General features: G+C 40.2%; 19 protein-coding genes. 8 read left to right on the forward strand and 11 right to left on the reverse strand.

Features of this window, described 5'->3' with window-relative positions; genetic code table 11:
- Positions 1-4: 4 nt before the first annotated feature.
- On the reverse strand, positions 5-793 hold the full coding sequence (locus ACZ5V8_RS08940) for a beta-ketoacyl synthase chain length factor (protein ID WP_464217501.1): 789 nt from the start codon (positions 791-793) through the stop codon (positions 5-7).
- A 32-nt stretch (positions 794-825) separates the two neighbouring features.
- Entirely contained in the window at positions 826-2,721 is a 1,896-nt protein-coding gene (gene acs, locus ACZ5V8_RS08945; protein ID WP_464217502.1) for an acetate--CoA ligase, read from the reverse strand.
- A gap of 433 nt (positions 2,722-3,154) precedes the next feature.
- On the opposite strand from acs, the gene ACZ5V8_RS08950 reads away from it, so the two are divergent.
- Both ACZ5V8_RS08950 and ACZ5V8_RS08955 read left to right on the forward strand, forming a co-directional pair.
- The gene (locus tag ACZ5V8_RS08950) at positions 3,155-5,161 is read left to right on the forward strand and encodes a glycosyl hydrolase family 18 protein (RefSeq protein WP_464217503.1); all 2,007 of its coding nucleotides are present in this window, start codon (positions 3,155-3,157) and stop codon (positions 5,159-5,161) included.
- A 93-nt stretch (positions 5,162-5,254) separates the two neighbouring features.
- Complete coding sequence (locus ACZ5V8_RS08955) at positions 5,255-6,034, forward strand: substrate-binding periplasmic protein (RefSeq protein WP_464217504.1); 780 nt, start codon at positions 5,255-5,257, stop codon at positions 6,032-6,034.
- A gap of 3 nt (positions 6,035-6,037) precedes the next feature.
- Here the strand turns inward: ACZ5V8_RS08955 and fba are convergent, their stop codons facing one another.
- The 7 genes from fba to ACZ5V8_RS08990 all read right to left on the reverse strand — a co-directional run bounded on the left by fba (position 6,038) and on the right by ACZ5V8_RS08990 (position 14,633).
- Positions 6,038-7,102: a class II fructose-bisphosphate aldolase gene (fba, locus tag ACZ5V8_RS08960; protein ID WP_464217505.1), complete on the reverse strand. Its 1,065-nt coding sequence runs from the start codon at positions 7,100-7,102 to the stop codon at positions 6,038-6,040.
- A gap of 54 nt (positions 7,103-7,156) precedes the next feature.
- Complete coding sequence (gene pyk, locus ACZ5V8_RS08965; protein ID WP_464217506.1) at positions 7,157-8,590, reverse strand: pyruvate kinase; 1,434 nt, start codon at positions 8,588-8,590, stop codon at positions 7,157-7,159.
- Complete coding sequence (locus tag ACZ5V8_RS08970) at positions 8,587-9,774, reverse strand: phosphoglycerate kinase (protein ID WP_464217507.1); 1,188 nt, start codon at positions 9,772-9,774, stop codon at positions 8,587-8,589. Before ACZ5V8_RS08970 ends, pyk begins: the two co-directional genes overlap by 4 nt.
- Before the next feature lie 58 nt (positions 9,775-9,832).
- On the reverse strand, positions 9,833-10,846 hold the full coding sequence (gene gap / locus ACZ5V8_RS08975) for a type I glyceraldehyde-3-phosphate dehydrogenase (RefSeq protein ID WP_464217508.1): 1,014 nt from the start codon (positions 10,844-10,846) through the stop codon (positions 9,833-9,835).
- A gap of 42 nt (positions 10,847-10,888) precedes the next feature.
- A complete protein-coding gene (gene tkt, locus ACZ5V8_RS08980; protein WP_464217509.1) occupies positions 10,889-12,904 on the reverse strand; it encodes a transketolase in 2,016 nt (671 codons plus the stop codon).
- Positions 12,905-12,981: 77 nt separating this feature from the next.
- Positions 12,982-14,280, reverse strand: coding sequence for a dihydropteroate synthase (gene folP / locus ACZ5V8_RS08985; protein WP_464217510.1), 1,299 nt, complete (start codon positions 14,278-14,280; stop codon positions 12,982-12,984).
- Positions 14,268-14,633, reverse strand: coding sequence for a dihydroneopterin aldolase (locus tag ACZ5V8_RS08990; protein WP_464217511.1), 366 nt, complete (start codon positions 14,631-14,633; stop codon positions 14,268-14,270). Before ACZ5V8_RS08990 ends, folP begins: the two co-directional genes overlap by 13 nt.
- 282 nt (positions 14,634-14,915) lie before the next feature.
- Here ACZ5V8_RS08990 and dacB point away from each other — a divergent pair, with 282 nt between their 5' ends.
- The 4 genes from dacB (at position 14,916) to purN (ending at position 19,371) form a co-directional block, all read left to right on the forward strand.
- Positions 14,916-16,331 carry a D-alanyl-D-alanine carboxypeptidase/D-alanyl-D-alanine endopeptidase gene (gene dacB, locus ACZ5V8_RS08995; protein ID WP_464218733.1) on the forward strand — a complete coding sequence of 472 codons (1,416 nt, stop codon included), beginning with the start codon at positions 14,916-14,918 and terminating at the stop codon, positions 16,329-16,331.
- Positions 16,332-16,446: 115 nt separating this feature from the next.
- Positions 16,447-17,424 (forward strand): tRNA dihydrouridine(20/20a) synthase DusA, encoded by a 978-nt coding sequence (gene dusA / locus ACZ5V8_RS09000; RefSeq protein WP_464217512.1) that lies wholly within the window; start codon positions 16,447-16,449, stop codon positions 17,422-17,424.
- 293 nt (positions 17,425-17,717) lie between these two features.
- Complete coding sequence (gene purM, locus ACZ5V8_RS09005; RefSeq protein WP_464217513.1) at positions 17,718-18,764, forward strand: phosphoribosylformylglycinamidine cyclo-ligase; 1,047 nt, start codon at positions 17,718-17,720, stop codon at positions 18,762-18,764.
- Positions 18,754-19,371 (forward strand): phosphoribosylglycinamide formyltransferase, encoded by a 618-nt coding sequence (purN, locus tag ACZ5V8_RS09010; RefSeq protein ID WP_440615430.1) that lies wholly within the window; start codon positions 18,754-18,756, stop codon positions 19,369-19,371. The genes purM and purN overlap by 11 nt, the downstream gene beginning before the upstream one ends.
- A gap of 424 nt (positions 19,372-19,795) precedes the next feature.
- Here the strand turns inward: purN and ACZ5V8_RS09015 are convergent, their stop codons facing one another.
- On the reverse strand, positions 19,796-21,061 hold the full coding sequence (locus ACZ5V8_RS09015) for a cysteine desulfurase-like protein (protein ID WP_464217514.1): 1,266 nt from the start codon (positions 21,059-21,061) through the stop codon (positions 19,796-19,798).
- Positions 21,062-21,096: 35 nt separating this feature from the next.
- The gene (locus ACZ5V8_RS09020) at positions 21,097-21,780 is read right to left on the reverse strand and encodes a 2OG-Fe dioxygenase family protein (RefSeq protein WP_464217515.1); all 684 of its coding nucleotides are present in this window, start codon (positions 21,778-21,780) and stop codon (positions 21,097-21,099) included.
- A gap of 164 nt (positions 21,781-21,944) precedes the next feature.
- Here ACZ5V8_RS09020 and ACZ5V8_RS09025 point away from each other — a divergent pair, with 164 nt between their 5' ends.
- Positions 21,945-22,946, forward strand: a complete 1,002-nt coding sequence (locus ACZ5V8_RS09025) for a GRP family sugar transporter (protein ID WP_464217516.1) — start codon at positions 21,945-21,947, stop codon at positions 22,944-22,946.
- 18 nt (positions 22,947-22,964) lie between these two features.
- Complete coding sequence (locus ACZ5V8_RS09030) at positions 22,965-23,681, forward strand: helix-turn-helix transcriptional regulator (RefSeq protein ID WP_464217517.1); 717 nt, start codon at positions 22,965-22,967, stop codon at positions 23,679-23,681.
- Positions 23,682-23,684 lie beyond the last annotated feature (3 nt).

The following is a 23,684-nucleotide window of genomic DNA, read 5'->3' on the forward strand; positions in this document are numbered from 1 at the left end:
TGCACTAATTATTACTATTTTTATACCAATTAAACTGCCAAAATGCACTGTCTTGTTTGAGGTTATTATCAAACTCGTCATAAGCCCACGCTAAGAATATCAAAGCAGGCGGAAAGACAGCGGTTTGTGCGGCTATTTCTTTCCTTGTATCACCTTCAGCTATTGGTGATACGTCCAGGCGACAGATGGATCCCTCTTTTGTTGTATGGGCATAATTATCCATAATAAAAGCACAAGCATATTGCTGATCGTAATCACAGTCATAGGATTGATAGCACACTGCCAATGGCTCATCATAGATCACCAGTAATACTTGTGAATGCGGATTAAGCTGTAAATAAGTCAACGCTTCAATAATAGCCATAAAGAATGTATCTTTGCCGCCAGCAATCGAGTTGATATTGGTTTTGATGCCCTGAGATAATGACAAAAGACCAGATGCGGTATTATGCACCGATTGCGAAAAATCCATAGGGGATAACAGCTCTTTTTGGGCAATTTGCTTCAATAATGATTGTACGCGATTAGTCTCACCATGTTGTGATGCAAACACCGTATAATCAATCGCGAGATTTTCTTTAGATTGCGCTACACAGTCTAAAGCAACTTCTAATGCCTGCTTGACACCCAAACTTGATCGACGCTTTAAATTGGCGGGTAAATGTGTAGTGGCAATCTCACCTGAATTTGGCAAATTTTGTTTGTTTTTATGCCACTTCTGCCAATCACCTGCCGCATTAAGTGTCGGCGCCATACCACTGAAATGGCGAAGATTAAAAGTAAAGCTTGTCATAAATCCTTAATATACACTATTACACCAACTGTTTATCGATAGTCTACACGGTGTAGAATTAAATCTTTAACACAACGCTCATCTGCCAAAGTCGAGGTATCTCCAATCTGCTGCTCTTCAAAATGTGCAATCTTTCTTAAGATGCGACGCATAATTTTACCTGATCTTGTTTTTGGCAACATTGGCGCCCATTGAATCACCTTAATACTGGCAATTGGTCCATAGGTTTTTCGCACCCATTGAATAATATCTTTTTTAAGCGAGTCATCCGGATGAATACCCTTTTCCAAGGTGATATATGCATAGATCACCTCACCCTTGATACTATCAGGAATACCAACCACCGCAGTTTCAGCAACCGCTGGATGTGAGTCGATGACACTTTCAACCTCGGCTGTGCCAATTCTGTGCCCTGCAATACTAATCACATCATCTAAACGTCCAGAAATCCAATAATGATTATCTTGATCACGATAAGCACCATCACCGGGGAAATAATATTCTGGATAAACATCAAAATAGCTTTGCATATAACGCGCATGGTCACCCCACAAAGTCCGCATCATGCCAGGCCACGGCTTTTTGATTACCAATGCACCATAGTCATGTGCTGCTAATGCACCTATCACTTCTTCACCTGAGGTTTTATCTAGAATAGCCACATCAACACCCCAAAATGGTGTCATTGCTGAACCTGGTTTCTGCTGGTGACTAAAATCAGGACTAATCATAATACCACCGGTTTCGGTTTGCCACCACGTATCAACAATAGCGCATTGTCCTTTGCCAACCTGCTCATAATACCAATGCCAAGCTTCACGATTAATTGGCTCACCGACACTACCTAAAATACGTAACGAGTTACGCGTAGTTTCACCCAATACTGCTTCATCGCCTTCAGCTTGTAGCGCACGGATCGCCGTCGGTGCGGTATAGAAAATACTGACTTTGTACTTATCAACCACATCAAAGAAACGCGATTTTTGAGGATAGCTTGGCACGCCTTCAAACAACACACTCGTAGCAGCATTAACAAGCGGCCCATAGACAACATACGAATGCCCTGTAATCCAACCAACATCCGCAGTACACCAATAAATATCATTATCCTTAATATCAAAAATATGTTTATGTGTAATCGCGGCATAAACCAAATAACCACCCGTGGTATGCACCACACCTTTAGGCTTACCCGTTGACCCTGACGTGTAAAGGATAAACAGCGGATCTTCTGCTTTCATCGGTTCAACAGGACAGATGGCAGGCACTGTATCAGCAACTGTTTCGTAGTCAACATCAATTGATTCATTCCAATTGCTTTGATTGTTTGCATATTTGATAACTAAGACTTTTTTAACACTTGGACATTGTTTTAATGCTTCATCGACATTTGCCTTAAGGGCAACTGTTTTACCACCTCTAAATCCGCCATCTGCCGTAATAATAAATTTTGATTGGGCATCATTAACCCTATCAGCAATAGCGACTGGAGAAAAACCACCAAAAATAACCGAATGTATTGCACCAATGCGTGCACATGCCAACATAGCAATAGGTGCTTCAATAATCATTGGCAAGTAGATACAAACCACATCACCTTTTTGCACACCGACTGATTTAAGCACATTAGCAAAGCGATTCACCTGTTCATAAAGCGCTTGATAACTTATCGCATTCGTATGATCAGGGTTATCACCCTCCCAATAGTAAGCAACTTTATCGGCATGCTCTTGCAGATGACGATCAACACAGTTATAGCAAGCATTTAACTCACCCTCTTCAAACCATTTGATATTTCCTTCTTTAAAACTGCCACTAGTAACCGTTTGCCATGGACTTATCCAATCGATAATCTGACTTTTCTCTGCCCAGAATGCTGTATTATTTTCAATACTTTGTACATACTCTGCCAACCAACCTTTTGACATAATCTATGATTCCTTAACCTTCCAATCTAATTCCTTTAAAAAGAGTATCAAAAAAGCCATCGATTTCCTAATATTTATGCATAGAATATCCCTTGTCATAATATTGCGCTCTGGTTTAATTACCAACCTATGGCTATGACCATATTCCTGCCCACTTTGCTTTTGTAGGCGTTGGCTGAGCGTAAGTCGAAGCCTCTATGAAGTGTGATTTTCCCCAAGCTTACCCTTCGACTTACGCTCAGGGTACGGTGAGCACTTATGGGTGAATATTTAGTCTTAGCCCAACCTATCATTGGTTAATAACACAGCTCTCATCAGCATATCTTATATCTTCATAACAACGCTTGATGCTCATTTTGTCGCCTAAATACATCTTTTAACTTATGCTTTCCCTGTCAAAAACAAAACAGTTTAACCATCTACGGAGGAACGTATGAAAAATAAAAAAATCTTATCTAATATTGTTATTGCTAGCCTTATGAGTGCAGGACTAGGTGGTATTGCGCATAGTGCCCATTATACTTATCCTGAGAATATCGCCAATTATCAAACAGGTGATACCGTGACTAATAATGGCAAGACCTATGAGTGTATTGGTGGGTCTTGGTGCACGCAGTCGCATAATGAACCAGGTGTTGCAGGGTTTGAGCATTGGTGGCAAGCTGCTTGGCAAGAAACGGGCACACCAAGTCCAGACCCTGAGCCAACACCTGATCCTGACCCACAACCGGAACCAACGCCTACACCTGAGCAATGTATAGGTGACATCCCCACCAACCCACAAACATACAAAGGTGCTGATAGCGGATATTGGGGTGGCTATAGCAAAGGTGATTTCGTACTTTATGATGATAAGATTTGGCAAGTTGCTAACACTTGGTGGACAAATGATGTACCAGGCACGTCAAGTGCTTGGCAAGTATGCGAAGGTCATATTGTTGCTGATCTTAACATCACTATAAGCGGTGACACCCATGGCATTGCTGATGATCATCAAATTGCCTTAATGATTGGTGACAAGCTGCATATGATTCCACTTTCAGGCGCAACCATTGGCTTGAGCCAGGGTGAGCATAGCTTTACGGTTGATGATGTTATTGATTTTGAAGATGGCCATATTTACGTTGCACAACTAAGTACAACAACTATTGATGCTAAAGAGAAAGGTACTTACAAACTAAACATTCAGTTCGATATGCAAGAAATTCCTTATAGCACATTAACTATTGACGTTGATTTTAATGGCTCAGCACCTTCGGCATATCCTAAGGCATCAATCATTGGCACTAATGGCAATCAATATCAATCAGATGCACAATACTTACAGTCAGGTAATAATACATTTAAAATCCCAAGTATTGGCAGTTACCAAATAAAAGCAGATAGCTTTACTCTAGATAATTATAAATACAGCGCCATGCCAATTAGTATTGTTGATGGTGTTATTCAAGGTGATGGGAAGCTACAATATCAAGCAAAAGCAGATGAGCCATTAATGGTTGGTTATCTGACCAACTGGAATAAGCAAATCAAAATTAGCGAGGCAGTAGATCGAGGTTATAACACAATCGTATTGGCCTTTGCTGTTGTTGATGGAACAGATGTTGACATGCACTCACCATGGAATATCTATGCTGACTGGCAAAATGGAGGCAACTGGCAAGAGAATATGAAAAAAGATATTGATCAAGCCAAACAAACTGGTAATTTAAAGCATGTTATCCTATCCGTTGGTGGTGAACATAACACTTTTAAACCAAATGGTGCAGATCCGGCACTTGTCGCACAAAATATTGTTCAATATGCCAAATCCCTAGGTGCTGATGGTATTGATTTTGACCTTGAAAATCTAGGTGGCATCGATGAAAAGAAAATGGAAGCTGATATCTATGCAACAATTCAAGCCATTAAACAAATTGACCCTGATTTTGTGATCACTGCAGCGCCACAGTTTAACCTAATTGACAATGGAGAAGTACATTTAGTCAACACAGGAACACAGCGCATTTATGAAAAATCAGTCTCTGCCGGCTTGTTTGACTATATCTTTATTCAAGAATATAACACAGGGCACTACTGTATTGATCAATTTGGGATTGGCTCTATGTGTAATGGTGCCAGCGAAACAAACATCAACCAAATGCACCCTCAGTTCGTGGTTAATAGCTACGTACGCTTAAAGCAGATTATTCCAGAGAGCACCAAAATTGTTCCAGGTCAACCCTCTGATAAAACTGCAGCAGGTCTTGCCACTGTTTACAATGGTATTTACAAAGATCGCGCCTATAGTGAGCTATGTAAAGCATACCAAACTCCAAGTGTCTTTAATGATCCACAATTTGGCGGTGCGATGAGCTGGAGCATTAACCAAGACGCGGCTAACGGCTATAAATTTGTTAATGCCATCTTTGCCGACAATTGTGATGGTGTGCAAAATTAAATCTCAAAACATGCGGTGATCATGGATGATTTCCAATCGTATAAATGATAATGTTGGTGCTGCTCATCACATTAAACAGGAAGAAAAGATAACATGGCAGTTAAACAATTATTTCAGCAATTTCTTAAAATCATCTCTCTTGGTATCTTCGCTATTCCCATACTAAGCCAAGCACAAGAGAACCACTCAACACTGAAGTTTTGTGCCGAGCCTTGGCCTCCCTATGACTACAAACATAACAACACAGTCCTTGGTTCTGATGTTACGTTGAATAAAAAGACATTAACAAAACTAGGTATTGGAGCACAGGTTCATATTATGCCATGGAAGCAATGTTGGCAACTTGTCAAACTCGGCAAAATGGATGGCGCTTTTATGGTCTCTAGAAAGAAAGCACGCGAACCTTATGCTTATTACCCAGATGCAGCAACAGCACATGTTAATTACACTTGGGTTACCAACCAAAACTATCAAAAACACTATTTTGATTTATGTCCTGATCTTAATAAGCTTAATATCACCATTGGTTTGGTTAAGGGTAATAGCTATTCAAGTCAATTATTAAAATGCCTTGCCAAACCTGACAATGCTAAACATATACAAACTTATAATACTTTAGAACAAGCTTTAAGAATGTTAATCATCAACAAAGTACAACTGATTCCAGCGATTGCAGAGGTCGTGGAACATTTAGATAAAAACATTAAGCTTGAAGGGATCGTTATTCATCCGACACCGATTTTTAGCAAAACGTATTACACCGTATTTTCTAAAAAATCCAAATTTAGTAATGACAAGTATCAAAATATAGAGGCATTGACCAAGGACTTTGCTAACACATTGGCTTTAATCAACAAAAAGCATAAAGATTAGTTATTATTTAATACGCGGATCCAGCTCACCTGTTTGATACATTTGATACATTTGCTCTAAAGAGATTGGCTTGATTTTATCCGCCATGCCTGCTGCACCAAAAGCTTCATAGCGCGCCTGACAAATATCACGCATTGCATCTTTGGCAACCGCATTGTATTTACGCGGGTCAAATTCAGCACGATGTGTCGCCATAAATTTACGGATCGCACCAGTAGCAGCCATGCGTAAATCCGTATCAATATTGACTTTTCTAACACCATATTTGATTGCTTCAACAATTTCAGCGACAGGCACACCATAGGTTTCACCCATATCACCACCATATTCATTGATAATGTTAAGCCAATCTTGTGGCACAGAAGATGAACCATGCATCACCAAATGTGTATCAGGTATACGTGCATGAATCTCTTTTACACGTGAGATTGCTAATACATCACCTGTTGGTGGTTTAGTGAATTTATACGCACCATGACTTGTACCAATTGCTATTGCTAAAGCATCCACTTTGGTTTCTTTAACAAACTGTGCCGCTTCTTCCGGATCAGTCAACATTTGGTCATGCGATAATGTCCCTTCAGCTCCAACACCATCTTCTTCACCGGCCTGCCCTGTCTCTAATGAGCCTAAGCAACCCAACTCACCCTCAACGGATACACCACAAGCATGCGCCATTTCAGCCGTACACTTGGTAACTTCAACATTATAAGCATAATCTGCTGGCGTTTTACCATCTGCTTTTAGTGAACCATCCATCATTACCGATGAAAAACCTAATTGAATAGAACGCTGGCACACATCAGGTGATGTGCCATGATCTTGGTGCATACATACTGGAATATCTGGGTATTCTTCAATTGCAGCTAATACTAAGTGACGAATAAAAGGAGCCCCTGCATATTTTCTAGCGCCTGCTGACGCTTGTAGAATAACCGGTGCTTTGACTTTGCTTGCCGCTTCCATCACTGCACGAATTTGCTCTAAATTGTTCACGTTAAATGCAGGGATACCATAACGATGTTCTGCTGCATGATCCAATAATTGACGTAATGATACTAATGCCATTTTTTCCCCTCTTTGTTTTTTGAAAGTGTTTAAAACTGTATTTAACTATTACTTTTATACCACATTGCCGGCTTGAATAACCTTAATCTTATTGGTGCCACCATGAACACCCATGTGATCACCACTGGTTAATACCATCCACTCACCTGGTTTGACAATGCCACGCTTTTCAAGCTCAAGTGATGCTTCACGATTAACATAAAATCGCGCCATACGTGTTGAATCAAACTCAATTGGCACGACCCCACGATAAAGCGTCATTTTACCCAAAGTCATACGATTACGTGATAACGCATAAATCGGCAAATGCGTATTAATTCGCGACATCCATAACGCAGTAGAGCCCGATTCAGTTAATGAAATAATCGCTTTAGCATCGACATGATTTGCTAAATACACAGCCGCACTAGCAACGGCTTCATCGACACGATCGTGATGTCGCGTTACATTATCTTTAGATACAATATGCACCAAGTTGCTATTCTCAGCTGCTTCACATACACGTGACATTGCAGAGACCGTTTCAACCGGATAATCACCTGCTGCGGATTCGGCTGATAACATAACTACATCAGTGCCATCCAATACCGCATTCGCCACATCAGATACTTCAGCACGTGTTGGTGTTGAGCTTGTAATCATTGATTCCATCATTTGCGTTGCAGTAATGACCACTTTATCCAATTCACGCGTTAAGCGGATAATCATTTTTTGAGCTGCTGGGACATTCTCATCGCCTATCTCAACGGCTAAATCGCCACGAGCAACCATTATTGCATCGGATGCTTTAATGATTTCTTCGATATTAGCTACAGCTTCAGTGCGCTCAACCTTAGCAACAACACCTGCTTCTGAGCCAGACTCTTGCAATAATTTACGTGCATATTCCATATCTTTGGCATCGCGCGGAAAAGAAACAGCCACATAGTCAACCTCAAGTGCTGCTGCGGTTTTGATATCTTCTTTGTCTTTTTCCGTTAACGCAGGTGCGGTTAAGCCACCACCTTTTTTGTTAATGCCTTTATTATTTGAAAGCTTACCACCAACAGTCACTTTACAGTGCACTTTGGCACCTTCAACTTTAGCAACTGTTAATACAACTTTGCCATCATCTAACAATAAGACATCACCTTTTTTAACATCGTTTGGTAGTTCTTTGTAATCAATACCAACTGACTTTTCATCGCCTGCTGCCTTATCCATTTCAGCATCAAGAATAAATGCATCCCCATTTTTTAGCATGATTTTACCGTCTTTAAACTTAGCCACGCGAATCTTAGGGCCTTGCAAATCAGCTAAAACACCGATATAAACACCTTTTTCTTTAGCAACTTCACGAATCAGTTGCACACGTTTACGGTGATCATCTGCCGTACCATGCGAAAAATTACAACGCACGGCATTTAATCCAGCATCGACCATTTTACGTAGCACTTCTTTAGATTCGCTCGCAGGTCCTATCGTTGCTAAGATTTTTGTTCTTCTCATGCTTTCACCTCTTGTGCACGCTCGCATAATACCTCAACACCAGGCAATGTTTTGCCCTCAATAAACTCTAAAAAGGCACCACCTGCGGTTGAAATATACGACACTTTATCTTTGATATTGAACTTCTCAATAGCAGCAATAGTATCTCCACCGCCCGCAACTGAAAAAGCATCTGAATCAGCAATTGCTTTGGCAATCGCTTTGGTTCCTGCTTCAAACTCTGGAAACTCGAATACACCAACAGGACCATTCCATAAAATAGTTTTGGATTTAGCAATCGTTATTGCAAGTTTTGCCTCTGTCAAAGGACCGATATCTAAAATCATATCATCCGCTTCAATTGATTCGATCGTTTTAATCTCAGCTTTAGCCTCTTCACTAAAGCTTTTGGCAACACGCACATCAACAGGCAGCGGAATATCAGCGCCCTTTGCTTTGGCTTTTTCAATCAAAGCACGTGCTGTATCAACAAGGTCTGCTTCTATCAAAGAATTGCCGACATTAAAGCCTGCTGCGACTAAGAAAGTATTAGCAATACCACCACCAACAATCAATTGATCAACCTGATCGATTAAGTTCTCAAGCACGGTTAATTTGGTTGATACCTTTGATCCACCAACAATCGCTGCTAATGGCTTTTGCGGATTTTTCAGTACTGCTTTAAGTGCATTTAACTCTTCAGTTAACAGTAACCCTGCGCACGCAACTGGTGCATATTTGGCGACACCATAAGTCGAGGCTTGCGCTCTGTGCGCTGTTGCAAACGCATCCATGACAAAGACATCACATAAATTCGCAAGCTTCCGTGATAATGCATCATCTGATTTTTTCTCACCTTTGTTAAAGCGTACATTTTCACAGATCACCACATCACCGGCATTGACGTTCACACCAGAAAGATAGTCTTTGATAAGATTTATCGGTTGTCCTAGCTTCTGTGTTAAGCATTCCGCCACGGGTTTAAGTGAATACTCTTCATTGTATTTACCTTCCTCAGGACGCCCTAAGTGTGACATCAATATCACACTGGCACCTTGGTCTAATGCATATCTAATGGTTGGTAATGCAGCATCAATGCGTACGAAACTGGTGACTTTGCCATTTTTGACTGGCACGTTGAAATCAACGCGCATTAGCACTTTTTTGCCCTTTAACGGCACATCCGTTATTGATAAAAAGTTCATTATTAATCCTTAAAAACAAAAAAGGCGTCTTCACGCCTTAAATACTTTTTTAGTTATCTTACTTAGCTGCAAACCATGCTTTTGTCGTTCTTAGCATCTGGTTTGAGAAGCCCCACTCATTGTCATACCAAGAAAGGACTTTAACCAAGTTGCCAATCACACGAGTTTGTGTAGCGTCAAAAATCGATGGATGTGGATTATGGTTAAAATCCATAGAAACTAATGGTTCAATATTATAACCCAATACACCTTTTAAGTTGCCCGCTTCAGAAGCGGCTTTCAATAAACCATTGACTTCTTCTACAGACGTATGTTTCTTAGCAGTAAAGGTCAGATCAACAACCGATACGTTAATCGTAGGCACACGCATTGCAAAACCATCTAAACGACCCTTAAGATCAGGCAACACCAAACCAACAGCTGCCGCGGCACCAGTTTTAGTTGGAATCATATTATGCGCTGCAGCACGTGCACGATGCAGATCTTTATGATAGCTATCAACGATTTTTTGATCATTGGTATAAGCATGAATGGTTGTCATTAAACCCTCTTGAATACCGATACTATCGTTTAATACTTTGGCTACAGGTGCCAAACAGTTGGTTGTGCACGACGCATTAGAAATAACCGTCATATCAGAAGTTAATACATCATGATTGACACCATAAACAACCGTTGCATCGACATCTTTACCACCTGGAGCCGAGATAACAACCTTTTTAGCACCTGCTTGAAGATGAGCGCCACACTTTTCTTTTGATGTAAATAAACCCGTACATTCAAATACCACATCGATATCTAAACCTTTCCATGGCAAATCCGCAGGATTGCGCTCAGCTAAGATTTTAATGCGATCATTATTAACCACCATTTCATTGTTTTCTAAAGCCACTTCCGCATCAAAGCGACGGTGTGTTGTGTCATATTTTGTTAAATGAACATTGACTTCAGGACTTCCCAAATCATTAATGGCTACGATTTTAAACTCGTTTGTTAAACCTGCTTCATAAATCGCACGTAATACACAACGACCAATACGACCATAACCATTAATTGCAATTTTAATTGCCATCTTTTATTTCTCCTTTGTTAAACCAGTCACACCATATATGACTTATAAACTTTCAACCGTTGTTTTATTTAGAAGCACTTTGGCTTTAGCAACAGCGTTTTGTGCTGTCAAACCAAATGCTTCATATAATTTTTCAGCTGGTGCTGATTCACCAAAATGATTTAAACCAATCACACCCCCGCCTGCTTTCGGTAATAGACGATACCATAAATCACCTTGTGCTGCCTCCATGACTACTGCAGGAATACTTTGTTTTATCACAGATTGTTGATATAAATCATCTTGTTGCATGAATTTTTCAACGCAAGGCATAGAGACAACATTTACAGCAACACCTTCTTTAGCCAATGCTTCTGCCGCATCACACATGATACTGACTTCAGAGCCTGTTGCAATCAAGGTAATCTCTGCATTTTGTGCTTCTTTCAATAAATAACCACCTTTTTTAACCAGTTGTGCTTGCGTGCTATTTGCCACTAACGTTGGTAAATTCTGACGTGATAATGCCAAGAGTGATGGTGTCGCTTTTTCTTCAACGGCACACTGCCACGCAATAGCTGTTTCAACAACATCCGCTGGACGCCATACATTTAAATTAGGCATCACACGCAAGCTTGGTACATGTTCAATTGGCTGATGTGTTGGACCGTCCTCACCCAAACCAATCGAGTCATGTGTCATCACATAAACCACTGGCTGCTTCATAATCGCACTCATACGAATGGCATTTCGTGCGTAATCACTAAACACCAAGAAAGTACCACCATACGGTCTAAAGCCACCATAAAGCGACATGCCATTCATCATTGCTGCCATGCCAAATTCACGCACCCCATAGGATAGATAATTTGCATGTTTTTCGTGATTATTAAGCCATTTGCTACCCGCCCAGTTGGTTAAGTTAGAACCTGTTAAATCTGCTGAACCACCAAACATATCGGGTAATACTTTGCAGATTTCTTCTAATGCCATCTGTGAGGCTTTGCGCGTTGCTACTGTTGGCTTGTCATTGAGTAACTTATTGATATAGTCATTAATCAATCCACCAAAGTCTTGAGGTAGGCTCTTGGTTAAACGTGCATTTAATTCGTTAAACTCATTAGGATACGCTTTTTGATATTGAACAAACTGTTCATTCCAGCTATGTTCTAGCGTTGATCCTTTTTCAATGCCTGACCAATCTCTATAAATATCATTTGGAATCTCAAAAGGTGCATAATGCCAATCAAGCGCTTTGCGTGTATTGGCAATTTCTTCATCACCCAAAGGTGCGCCATGCACACTATGGCTACCTACTTTATTTGGTGAGCCTTGCCCAATCTTGGTTTTACAACAGATCAATGTTGGCTTTGAGCTTTCAGCTTGCGCTTTGGTAATAGCGGCATCAATCGCATCAAAATCATGCCCATCGACATGGGTAATAACCTGCCAACCATAAGCTTCATAGCGCTTTGCAACATCTTCGGTGAACCACCCCTTAACATCACCATCGATCGAAATACTATTATCATCCCAGAAAGCGATTAATTTGCCTAATTTCAACGTACCTGCTAAGGAACTGACTTCATGTGACACACCTTCCATCAAACAGCCGTCACCCATAAATACATAAGTAAAATGATTGATAATCTCATGTGCCGGTTGATTATAGCTATCGGCTAATAGCTTTTCTGCCAATGCCATACCAACAGCATTTGCAATACCCTGCCCCAAAGGACCTGTTGTTGTTTCAATACCCGGTGCGTAACCATACTCGGGATGTCCTGGGGTTTTTGAGTGTAATTGTCTGAAATTCTTTAAGTCATCAATTGATAAATCATATCCCGTCAAATGTAATAGAGAATATAACAACATTGAGCCATGACCATTTGACAACACAAAACGATCGCGATTAAGCCAATGTGGGTTTTTAGGGTTATGTTTTAGATATTTACGCCACAGCACTGTCGCGATATCTGCCATGCCCATCGGCATACCTGGGTGTCCTGATTTTGCTTTCTGTACAGCGTCCATTGAGAGAAAACGAATAGCATTTGCAAGAGTTATGTTTGAATTCATCTGCCTTCCAAAATTTAATAATGTTTGCGGGCAAAAGTGTAACATAACTATTTGCTAAATGCAGTGATCTTCCGCCATTAAATATGCTTCGCCATCGCGGTTAATCGCACATTATGCACACGCAGATAATCAACGCCTTTTTTCATTAAATCACGCGAAATCATTGCTGTAGCTAGGTCCTTTTCAGCATTATCTTTACTTGCAACATATGGCATGACAGATGATTTACGTGAATGTCCGACGAGTATTTTGATTCCAAGTGCTTCTTTAATTTCAGCAATGGCTGCAAGTAAGCATTGTGCTTGATACGTAGTTTTACCAAAACCAATACCAATATCAAAGATTAGTCGTTCCTTGTGCATACCTGCATCTACTAGCATGTGTATTTTCTCTTTAGCAAAAGCAATGACTTCAGACACGGGAGCATGATCAGTTGGTAGATACTGATCACCGGCAACACCTAATTGATGCATAAAAATATAATCAACAGCTTTATCCTTGATTAAATCGGCAATCGCTTTTGCCTCAATTCCATAAATATCATTAATAATATTGACACAAGTATAATTTAGCGCCTTTGCTACCACCTCAGCATGATAGGTATCAATGCTGACCTTAAGATCAACAGGTAAAATTCGCGCATCAACCAGCACCTCAACAATCTCCAAATAAGGCTTTAACCTCTGCCAATAAACTTCCGCTGTTATTGGTTCTACACCCGGCTTGGTACTCTCAGCCCCTAAATCAATGACTTCAGCGCCTTCATTGACAAGCTCAATAATATATTGTTCAAATTGCTCAAGCGGCACTACCTGTTCACCTTGTTGCGAGAAAGAATCATTCGACAAATTAACAATTGCCATCATTTGACTACCTGCTAAGGTAAAAGGTGCAATCTCAAGCATTGGCATTGTTTTTATATATTGATATAAACCACTTGTATACTGAGGATGATGCCAGTAAGGATAAACATCCAACAAAGGTTTTAAGGCAAAGTTACGCTTAAGTAGTTCTTTATGCGGGATGATTAAGTGCTCACTTTGATAGTTTAAATTTTCACAACATAAAATATCGATATCGATTTCACGCGGCGACCAAAAAGCGTGCTCTGGATCGCGACCTATTGCTATTTCAATATTTTTTATTTCACTTAACAGCGCCTCAGGCTCTAGATGTGTTTGCACCAAAACGGCTAAATTATAATAATCAATATCCCAGCTTGACGGTGCATTAGGTGGCAAAAGTGCTTTGGTCTGATAGATGGGGGAGACTTTTTGCACCCGACCAATACGCTTTGCAATCAAATCAACCGCTTGACGCAAATTTGATAACTTACGCCCAACATTGCTACCTAGCCCCAAGACTACTTCGCACATATATGCTCCACACAAAAGCTTGCCAATGCCACATTATCTAGCGGCGGCTTTTTATGTAGCTCAAGATAAATATCTACTTTATACGCTTCAAGCATCTCTGTTAGCACATCAAGCAACGATTGTGCTAAATGCTCGATTAATTGATAGCGCTTTTGCCATGCTGTTTTCAATAACAACTCATTAAGTGTCGCATAGCAAATTGTCTCATTAAGATCATCACTAAGACACCCTTTTGGTGCTTTGTGATAGCTAATAATCAAATCCAGTTTAACTTGTTGTAGTTGCGCTTGCTCAAAATCATAGACACCAAGATAAACGTCCAAGACGACTTCCGTTAGTTTCAGTTTATACATATATACCACCCAAAAACATCCAAAGCATCAAAAACCTCTTCGACACAACACCGTAAAATAATTTACAAACGGTATGTAATAATTCAAAAATAAGTTGAGCTTCAATTACTCCCCTCACCCGTACAGCTTAAGCTGTGCGACCTCTCCCACAAGGGGAGAGGTATTCGCTGACGTAACTTATTTTTGATTCATTACTATATGCCAGTTCAGTGATGACATTTGCTTCCAAAAGTTGGTATTATCAACGACATCGTTAAAAATCGATAGTTTAAAATAGCGTTCATTGTGAAAAAATTTATTTTACTACTTAGTTGTGCCTTAATCAGCACCATTACATTTGCGCATGCTTCCGTGCGCAGCGAAATCCAATCACTTGTTAAGATGTACCGCTTATCCGACGCCTCTATCGGCATTGCCGTTGAGCGTGTTAACTCTGGAAAGCTGCTTTATCAATATGCCAAAGATAGACCCTTTACACCGGCAAGTAACAACAAAGTTTTTACAGCAATTGCGGCGTTAACGGCACTGCCTAAAAACTTCCAATTTACAACATCTGTTTTCTACAAAAAATCACAATATAACAATGGTACTTTAAATGGCAACTTGTACATCGAGTTCACAGGAGACCCAAGTCTTACCGGTGCGACTTTATATAACCTGATCTCGCAAACCAAACAACATGGTATCAAACGTGTTAATGGTGATATTGTTTTAATCGCTAACCACTTTACCGGAGATTATGTACCTAATGGCTGGTCTAAAAACGACACCCCCTATTGTTTTGCAGCACCTGCCTCAAGCTTAAATATGAATAAAAATTGCTTTGTGATTAAGCTTATCAACACCAGCGGCACACGCACCAAAGTAAAAAATATTGCCAATACAACGAATATCACGATCAACAACACAACTCGCTTAGCCACAGCCCAAGATCGTGGTAAATGCAAGTTTGATATTGATATGACGCGAAACAATGTACTCAATCTCTCAGGCTGCATTCCGGCTAAAGCAGAAACCTACCTTAATCTTGCGATTGCTAACCCCGCCTTAAAAACAAAAGATACGATTAATGACTTTATCTCACAAGTTGGCATTAAACACCGTGGCAACACTTTATTTGGCAACTTACCGAGTAGATCAAGCTTAATTGAAGTTGCCAGTGTTTCATCTGACTCTATCGACACTTTGCTTACCCATATGCTCTTAAAGTCTGACAATCTATATGCCGAGAGCTTTATGCGCACTGTAGGTTATAAAGAAGCAGGTCGAGGCAATAATGATACTGGGACTAAGGCTGTTGAATCCCTTATCCGCAAAACCTATAAAGTGGATACTGATGGGTTGCATATGGAGGATGGTTCAGGCCTTTCTAAGCTTGATTCGGTAACGCCTCAATTTATGGTGTCATTATTGACCAATGTCTATAACAGCAGTATTGGCAAACGCTTATACAGCGCACTACCAAGCTCAGGTGAGGATGGTACCTTAGCTTATCGCATGGGTGGCAAACTGCAAGGTCGTGTCCACGCCAAAACTGGCACATTAGCTGGTGTTTCGACACTTTCAGGTTACCTGTTAACAAAGCGTAATCACCTGTTGAGTTTTTCCATTATGCTAAATGATCTGACACGTTCAGAGCGCATTAAAGCACGCATGCTTGAGGATGGTATTATTAAAGTGTTTTATGAGAACCTTTAAAAGATATTTAAAAACGCGGTAATCATTCCGGCATTAAATAACTCACCAATTCCATTTACAATTACAGGGAATGTTTTACCATAGCCTTCTTAATTTTTGAATAAATAGAACACCAATGACACAACAACTCAATCGCACACTTTGTATCGCACCAATGATTGATTGGACAGATCGGCATTATCGTTATTTAATGCGTTTAATTACCAAACAAACAATGCTTTACACCGAGATGATTACAGCTAATGCGATCATTCATGGACCACGTGCGCGTTTATTGCAGTACTCGCCAGAGGAAAATCCACTAACATTACAATTAGGTGGCAACAATCCAAATGATCTCATATTTTGCGCTAAGCTTGCTGAAGACTTAGGTTATAGCGAAATCAATTTGAATGTTGGCTGCCCAAGTGATCGCGTCTCACGTGGTGATTTTGGACTATCCTTGATGTATAAACCTGAGCTCGTTGCCGAGTGTGTTAATGCCTTAAAACACGCGGTTAATATCCCTATTTCAGTAAAGTGTCGCATCGGTGTTGACGATAAAGATAGCTTTGAAGAACTCATTTACTTTATCCAAGGCATTGTCGATGCTAAGGCTGATTTTATTTGTATTCATGCGCGCAAAGGCTGGCTAAATGGCTTAAGCCCCAAAGAAAATCGCACGATCCCGCCTTTACAATATGACACCGTTTATCAAATCAAAAAATTATTCCCCAATCAGTTAATGGGCATTAACGGTGGCATAACAACCCTAGATGACATCAACCAACATCTACAACATGTCGATAGTGTGATGATTGGGCGCGAAGCTTACCACAACCCGATGTTATTTAAAGATGTTGATCAGCTTTTTTATAACGAACCAAGCCATGAGCTTACGCCTTTTGACGTTGCTGAGCGTTTAATTCCCTATATTGAAGAAGAGCTAAAAGCGCCTGATCGCAAGCTTAATCATATTACGCGTCATACACTTAATCTATTTAACGGCTACCCTAACGCGCGTCTTTATCGCCGATTTTTAAGTGAAAATGCTACTCGTCCCGAAGCAGGCGTTCACACTTTTAAAGAAGCATTAAGCTATGTCAAAGATTAAACATTATAAGGATATCTGTACACACTGACAGAATAGGCTTTGCAGCGAACTTAAACCTACCATCCCTGATAAAATGGATTGCCACGCATCCATGCTCGCAATGACACCCTTGATTTGTCATCCTGAGCCGAGATGGCGTGAGGTTCTAATGCGAAGCTGCCATGGGTGGTTAGTGATTTTCCTAAAGGTAGTACCATTAATTTATACAAGATTACACAGCAAAAAATCCTGTAAAATGAATCATGATCAGTATATACTTTGCCCACTGCAGCGGTTAACAGTTACGCATAGTCATGAGTGATCAATCATTAAGTTATCAAGATGCTGGTGTGAGCATCGATGAAGGCAACCTGCTTGTCGAGAAAATCAAACCGTTAGCTAAATCCACCATGCGCAAAGAAGTATTAGGCGGCTTAGGTGGTTTTGGCGCTTTGTTTGAAATCCCCTTGGATCGTTATAAAAATCCCGTGTTAGTCTCAGGTACTGACGGTGTTGGCACCAAGTTGAAACTTGCTTTTGAATTAAACGATCACACAACCATTGGTATTGATTTGGTTGCAATGTGTGTTAACGATCTAATTGTTGGTGGCGCTGAGCCATTATTTTTCCTTGATTATTATGCCACTGGGAAGCTTGATGCTCATCAAGCAGCTGATGTAATATCCGGCATTGCTGAGGGTTGTCGCCAATCAGGTGCTGCTCTTGTCGGCGGGGAGACCGCTGAGATGCCTGGCATGTACCAAGGTGAAGAATATGATCTTGCAGGCTTCTGTGTTGGCATTGTTGAAAAAGATAAAATCATTTCAAGTGACAAGGTCAAAGCAGACGATGCCTTAATTGCAATCGCCTCATCAGGTGTGCATTCCAATGGTTACTCATTGGTGCGTAAGGTCATTGAACATGTTAATGCTGACTTAAACATGTCTTTTCAACAAAGTACCTTAGGCGAAACGTTATTAACGCCAACGCGCATTTATGTCAAAACGATCTTAAAACTACTTGAGCAATATGATATTCATGCGATAAGCCATATTACCGGTGGCGGTTTTACTGAGAATATTCCACGCGTATTGCCGGATTTCACTTGTGCAAATATCAACTTAGACAGTTGGCAATTTCCTGCAATTTTCCAGTGGTTGCAACAAAATGGCAATATTAGCCAAAGCGAGATGCTTAAAACATTTAACTGTGGTGCAGGCATTGTAATGGCAGTAGCACAAAGTGATAAAAAGGCGATGCTTGAAACACTTAAAGCACTTGGTGAAACTGCTTGGGAAATTGGTCACTTAAGCCAATCGCAGCAACAACAAGCGCATGTTAGCTACTTCCATGGCAAATAAATCGATATTTAAACTTGTGGTTCTATCGTCAGGATATGGCTCAAATCTGCAAGCGATCATTGATCAGCTACATAATGAAGATGATATAAAGATCAGTGCGATCATTTCTGATAAGGCATCTGAGTCCATCACACGCGCACTTAATCACAATATTCCCTGCTTATATTTACCTAGGCAAAAACAACAAACCCGAGAGGAATATGATCAGCTACTCTCTGAGCTACTTAAACCATTTCATCCTGACTTGATCATTTTAGCTGGATTTATGCGTATTCTATCACCTGACTTTATCCAGAAATTTCCACAGCAAATCATCAATATCCACCCATCACTACTGCCTAAATACAAAGGCTTAAATACCCATCAACGCGTGATCGATGCCAAAGACACAATCCACGGCACCACGATACACTACGTTGATGAACACTTGGATAGTGGTAAAATCATCGCGCAAAAACGCATTGATGTTTTACCCTTTGACACCGCTGAAACGCTAGAGCAAGCCATCAAATCACTTGAACATGTTTTTTATCCAGCAACCATTCACAAGCTTGCAACAAAAATGCGTAATAACGCTAGCCTAACGCCCGAAAATAACCATAACTAAATCGACTTAGTAATAAATCAAGAATAAGTTGCGCTAACTAATACCTCTGCCCTTGTGGGAGAGGTCGTGCTGCTTAAGCTGTGCGGGTGAGGGGAAATTGAAACTCAACTTATTTGTGCATTATTACTTACCGCAGATATTGGACATAAATGTAAAAGGTCTATCGCTAAAAATAAAAATCTCTTATACATCAATAAAGCTTATTATTTAACTGGAATATCCTTAAGAGGGTTTTAACATCCTTGTGATCAACTCTTAGTAACAAAGGGGAGGGAGTGTTATTGAGCCGTAGCGTCCTGCCACGAAAGTTATTCTCTCAAATACTCTGGCTGCAAGATAGAGGAGATCTCTGAAATTTATTTAAGAAATCTCTGCTTTTATATGGCGAATATCTCACAAGGTCATAATGCGGTCTTATATGAAATCATCTCAAAACAACTTCATCACTTAATTTAAACTTAATCGTCTCAGCTAAAACATCAAATAAATAATCAATTTCAGCTAGGGTATTATAATAAGCAAAGCCGATGCGTAGCACACCATCGTTTGGATCTAGGCCTAGTGTTTCAATAAATCGTGGCACATAAAAATGTCCATAACCGACACAAATATGATGTTGGGCCAAGGCTTGAGCTAAGTCTCTATTACTGATACCGGCAACAGTTATTGCAAATGTTGGCGTGCGCTTGGTTAAGTTATCCTTACAGTCTATGCCATGCACCGTGATGTGTGAATATGCCTCTAGTTTTTGCAAAAAGTAAGATTTAAGTATTAGCTCATGCCTCTCTATCGCCAACATGCTTAGTGTTAATGCTGCCTTTAAATCCGTTTTTGCCATTTTTTCATCGATCAAACCAGCTTTGTGATAAATGGCTGCTTCTAAACCTGCCAATGCTTCAAAGTTTTGTGTTCCGGTTTCTAGCGCATAAGGCAAAACTTTAGGTGCTGGCGCTATTTTATAGGGTTTAATGGATACCATTGTTTGTGATTTACTATACAAAATACCGATATGTGGTGCTGAGAACTTATAACCTGAGCATACCAACCAATCACAACCAATCACTTGCACGTCAACCTTATGATGTGCAATAAAATGCACTGCATCAACAAATAGCTTAACCCGATACTGTTTTGCCAAAGCACTGACACGCGCAATATCAGTAATACTACCGCAAATATTAGATGCCAATGTAATCGCAATGAGTTTTGTCCGCCCCTTTTTCAATATCGTTTCAAGTCGATCAAGATCTAGCGTATAACTATCTTGATCAAATGGTATTATCTCGGCATTAACACCCTTCTCCTTTGCCTTGATAAGCCACGGGCTGACATTTGCCTCATGATCAAGCTCACTGACAATAATGTTATCCTTAGGCAACCAAGTATTGGCAATTGCATGTGATAGTGCCCATGTAATGGTTGTCATATTTTGCCCAAAGCTGATCTCTTTAGAATCTTTTGCATTGATGAGCGCTGCCATTGCCTCTCTAGTTCGATCCATTTGCTGTTGTGCGACAATGCTACTTTGATAAAAACCACCCAAATTCGCAACACCGTCTGCCATAAACTTAGTTACAGCCTCAATCACAGCAGAACTTACCTGCGTGCCACCTGGACCATCAAAATAAATCACCGGATTGGATTTAATCAACGCAGGAAAACCTTGGCGTATTTTATCTACATCAAACATAAACCATTTTATCCTTTTATTTTTTTACCTTTTTGTTATTTTTTAATCTGCATAGTAATCACAAATACATCGCGATATCCCGCCCCTGGTAATAAAGGAACAATTGGTGAAGCATAATGCGCATATTTGCGATCATTAAAGAGAAACATCTCGCCCTCTTTCAACGCTTGATTTACATAGATATGTTGATGATTACTGATATCAACCAATAGCGAATTACCTCCCGTGATATTTTGCATATCAACACAAACCACCGTGACATAATCAAAGCCATCTTGATGCACACCCTCAGGAGCTGGCTTACCCGTTACCTCATCATTGGTATATATGCGAATCTGATGAATACCAAAATGATAATCACATGCTGGCAGCCTAGGATAAATATGTGCCATGATAATGTCGCTAGCCACTTTCCTGGCAATATCCATCTCAATTAATGGGAAATTGCGATCGATCCCACCTTGGTATTTATTAAGCTTTTTTGATTGGTGAAATACCTCGCTGTGTGGACTCACGCTAATCTCACCCTGCAAAATATCACCCACAGCAAACGCACGATGGCGATAATTATCACCCATTTTCATATTTGGATCTCGTTTAAGCATATTAAAAGACTTGGCAAATGCATGCTTTACATCACCAATAAACTCAATGTGATACATTATTTCTCTTGCTTGAATATTTGATCCTTCCGCCATTTCTAATACCGTTTGATACATTTTATCTTCCTTAATACAGTTATAGACCATCAACCGCCAATACTACACCTCTTTTTTAGGCATGGCGCAAGCATTTCAGTATTTAATTTACAGAACACTATCTTTTTAATTTAATTTTCTCTACCATTGGCGCGTTTTAGCAATCATTTAACAGGAGTTTTCTTATGTTTTTCGCGCAATCTTACGGACTGGCGATTTTATTTTGTATTATCACAATGCTTTGTTGGGGATCTTGGGCAAACCTTCAAAAAGCAACAGGCAAACAATGGGCCTTTCAATATTTCTATTGGGATTATGCTATTGGTGTGCTCTTGATCAGCTTTATTCTTGCCATCACCTTGGGTAACACCGGTAGCATTGGACGTGGATTTTTTACTGATCTGGCGCAGGCAAATACCAATATGATTATACTTGCGCTTATTGGTGGTATTGTCTTTAATCTTGCTAATATCTTACTCGTTGCTGCCATTGACATTGCTGGCATGGCAGTGGCTTTCCCTGTTGCTATTGGACTTGCGTTAGTGCTTGGCGTGATTCTTAATTACATTGCCAATCCATTGGGTAATGCCTTAGTTTTAGCTATCGGTGTGATCTGTGTCGCTATTGCTATTATCCTTGATGCCAAGGCATATAAGACACTCAAAGCGCACTTAACGCAATCAGCATTTAAAAAAGGACTCATTATTGCACTAATCTCTGGCGCATTGATGGGTACATTTTACTATTTCGTTGCCGCATCGATGATTACCAATTTCCACACGCCTGAAGCAGGGAAACTAACACCTTATAGTGCCGCGGTTATTTTTGCGATTGGTTTGTTTTTATCAAACTTCATTATCAACACATGGATGATGAAGAAGCCATTTATTGGTGATCCAATCAAAGGTGCGGGTTATTTTAAAGGAAGCTTTAGAGCACATATTTTTGGTATTTTAGGAGGTGCCATTTGGGGCTTGGGTACAGGCTTGAACTTTATTGCTGCAGGCACTGCAGGACCTGCCATTTCTTATGGGCTTGGTCAAGGTGCTACGATGATTGCCGCTCTATGGGGTGTCTTTATTTGGCGTGAATTCAAGCATGCACCGCAATCAGCTAACAAACTTTTGCTGTGGATGTTTATCTTCTACTTTATCGGTTTGTTATTGATTATTTTTGCTAAGGCTTAACTCATTTAAGATAAGATAATGAATCAGCTTGCACACCTTTTAAGTATTGATATTAGCCGCTTGCCAACGGCTAAATTACACCAACATGATGAAGCACAATTAAGCTACATGCAAAAAGGTGTGTTAAAGGTTATCGTCGGTCATAAAGTCTATATCGTGCCCACTGGTTTTGCGATTTATATCCCATCAGGCATCACTCATGGCATCGAATGCGCTCAGGATATCGATGGCGTCATTCTGTACTTTGATCAAAACATGCCACTATTACCCGCAGAGGTTATCATTAGCAAACCAGATGAACTAACTAAACAGCTGATATTAAAGGTTGATCAACAAGGTCAAGATATAGCACCTGTTTTCACACAAGCATTGCTACAAGCTATGCGTGATGATCAATCTGCTCCTAACTATGCTTTAAGTTTCCCAACACATCCTTTGCTGCGTGACTTAATCACTTATATTGATAAGCAGCTAGCACAACCAGTATCCATTGAAGTTATCGCTCAAAAAGCGCATCTCAGCGCACGCCATTTATCTCGTATTTTCAAAAAAGAAACGGGACTGTCATTTTCCTACTGGCTACAGCAGTACAAAATGCTCTATGCTTTGGTGCTGTTGCCGCAACATCAAAGCACATCAATTGTTGCTCGAGCATTAGGTTATCATAGCGATAGCGCTTTTATTAGCACCTTTAAAAAATTCACACACGGCAAACCGCCTTCACTTTTTTATTAAATT

It is taken from the genome of Cysteiniphilum sp. GTC20157 (assembly GCF_055396795.1).

Coding starts and splice junctions, on each gene's coding strand:
- tkt (WP_464217509.1), bottom strand. CDS start 12,904: ATGAATTCAAACATAACTCTTGCAAATGCTATTCGTTTTCTCTCAATG.
- ACZ5V8_RS08970 (WP_464217507.1), bottom strand. CDS start 9,774: ATGAACTTTTTATCAATAACGGATGTGCCGTTAAAGGGCAAAAAAGTG.
- purN (WP_440615430.1), top strand. CDS start 18,754: ATGGCAAATAAATCGATATTTAAACTTGTGGTTCTATCGTCAGGATAT.
- acs (WP_464217502.1), bottom strand. CDS start 2,721: ATGTCAAAAGGTTGGTTGGCAGAGTATGTACAAAGTATTGAAAATAAT.
- ACZ5V8_RS08955 (WP_464217504.1), top strand. CDS start 5,255: ATGGCAGTTAAACAATTATTTCAGCAATTTCTTAAAATCATCTCTCTT.
- pyk (WP_464217506.1), bottom strand. CDS start 8,590: ATGAGAAGAACAAAAATCTTAGCAACGATAGGACCTGCGAGCGAATCT.
- ACZ5V8_RS09025 (WP_464217516.1), top strand. CDS start 21,945: ATGTTTTTCGCGCAATCTTACGGACTGGCGATTTTATTTTGTATTATC.
- ACZ5V8_RS09030 (WP_464217517.1), top strand. CDS start 22,965: ATGAATCAGCTTGCACACCTTTTAAGTATTGATATTAGCCGCTTGCCA.
- ACZ5V8_RS09015 (WP_464217514.1), bottom strand. CDS start 21,061: ATGTTTGATGTAGATAAAATACGCCAAGGTTTTCCTGCGTTGATTAAA.
- folP (WP_464217510.1), bottom strand. CDS start 14,280: ATGTGCGAAGTAGTCTTGGGGCTAGGTAGCAATGTTGGGCGTAAGTTA.
- dusA (WP_464217512.1), top strand. CDS start 16,447: ATGACACAACAACTCAATCGCACACTTTGTATCGCACCAATGATTGAT.
- fba (WP_464217505.1), bottom strand. CDS start 7,102: ATGGCATTAGTATCATTACGTCAATTATTGGATCATGCAGCAGAACAT.
- purM (WP_464217513.1), top strand. CDS start 17,718: ATGAGTGATCAATCATTAAGTTATCAAGATGCTGGTGTGAGCATCGAT.
- gap (WP_464217508.1), bottom strand. CDS start 10,846: ATGGCAATTAAAATTGCAATTAATGGTTATGGTCGTATTGGTCGTTGT.
- ACZ5V8_RS08990 (WP_464217511.1), bottom strand. CDS start 14,633: ATGTATAAACTGAAACTAACGGAAGTCGTCTTGGACGTTTATCTTGGT.
- ACZ5V8_RS09020 (WP_464217515.1), bottom strand. CDS start 21,780: ATGTATCAAACGGTATTAGAAATGGCGGAAGGATCAAATATTCAAGCA.
- ACZ5V8_RS08950 (WP_464217503.1), top strand. CDS start 3,155: ATGAAAAATAAAAAAATCTTATCTAATATTGTTATTGCTAGCCTTATG.
- ACZ5V8_RS08940 (WP_464217501.1), bottom strand. CDS start 793: ATGACAAGCTTTACTTTTAATCTTCGCCATTTCAGTGGTATGGCGCCG.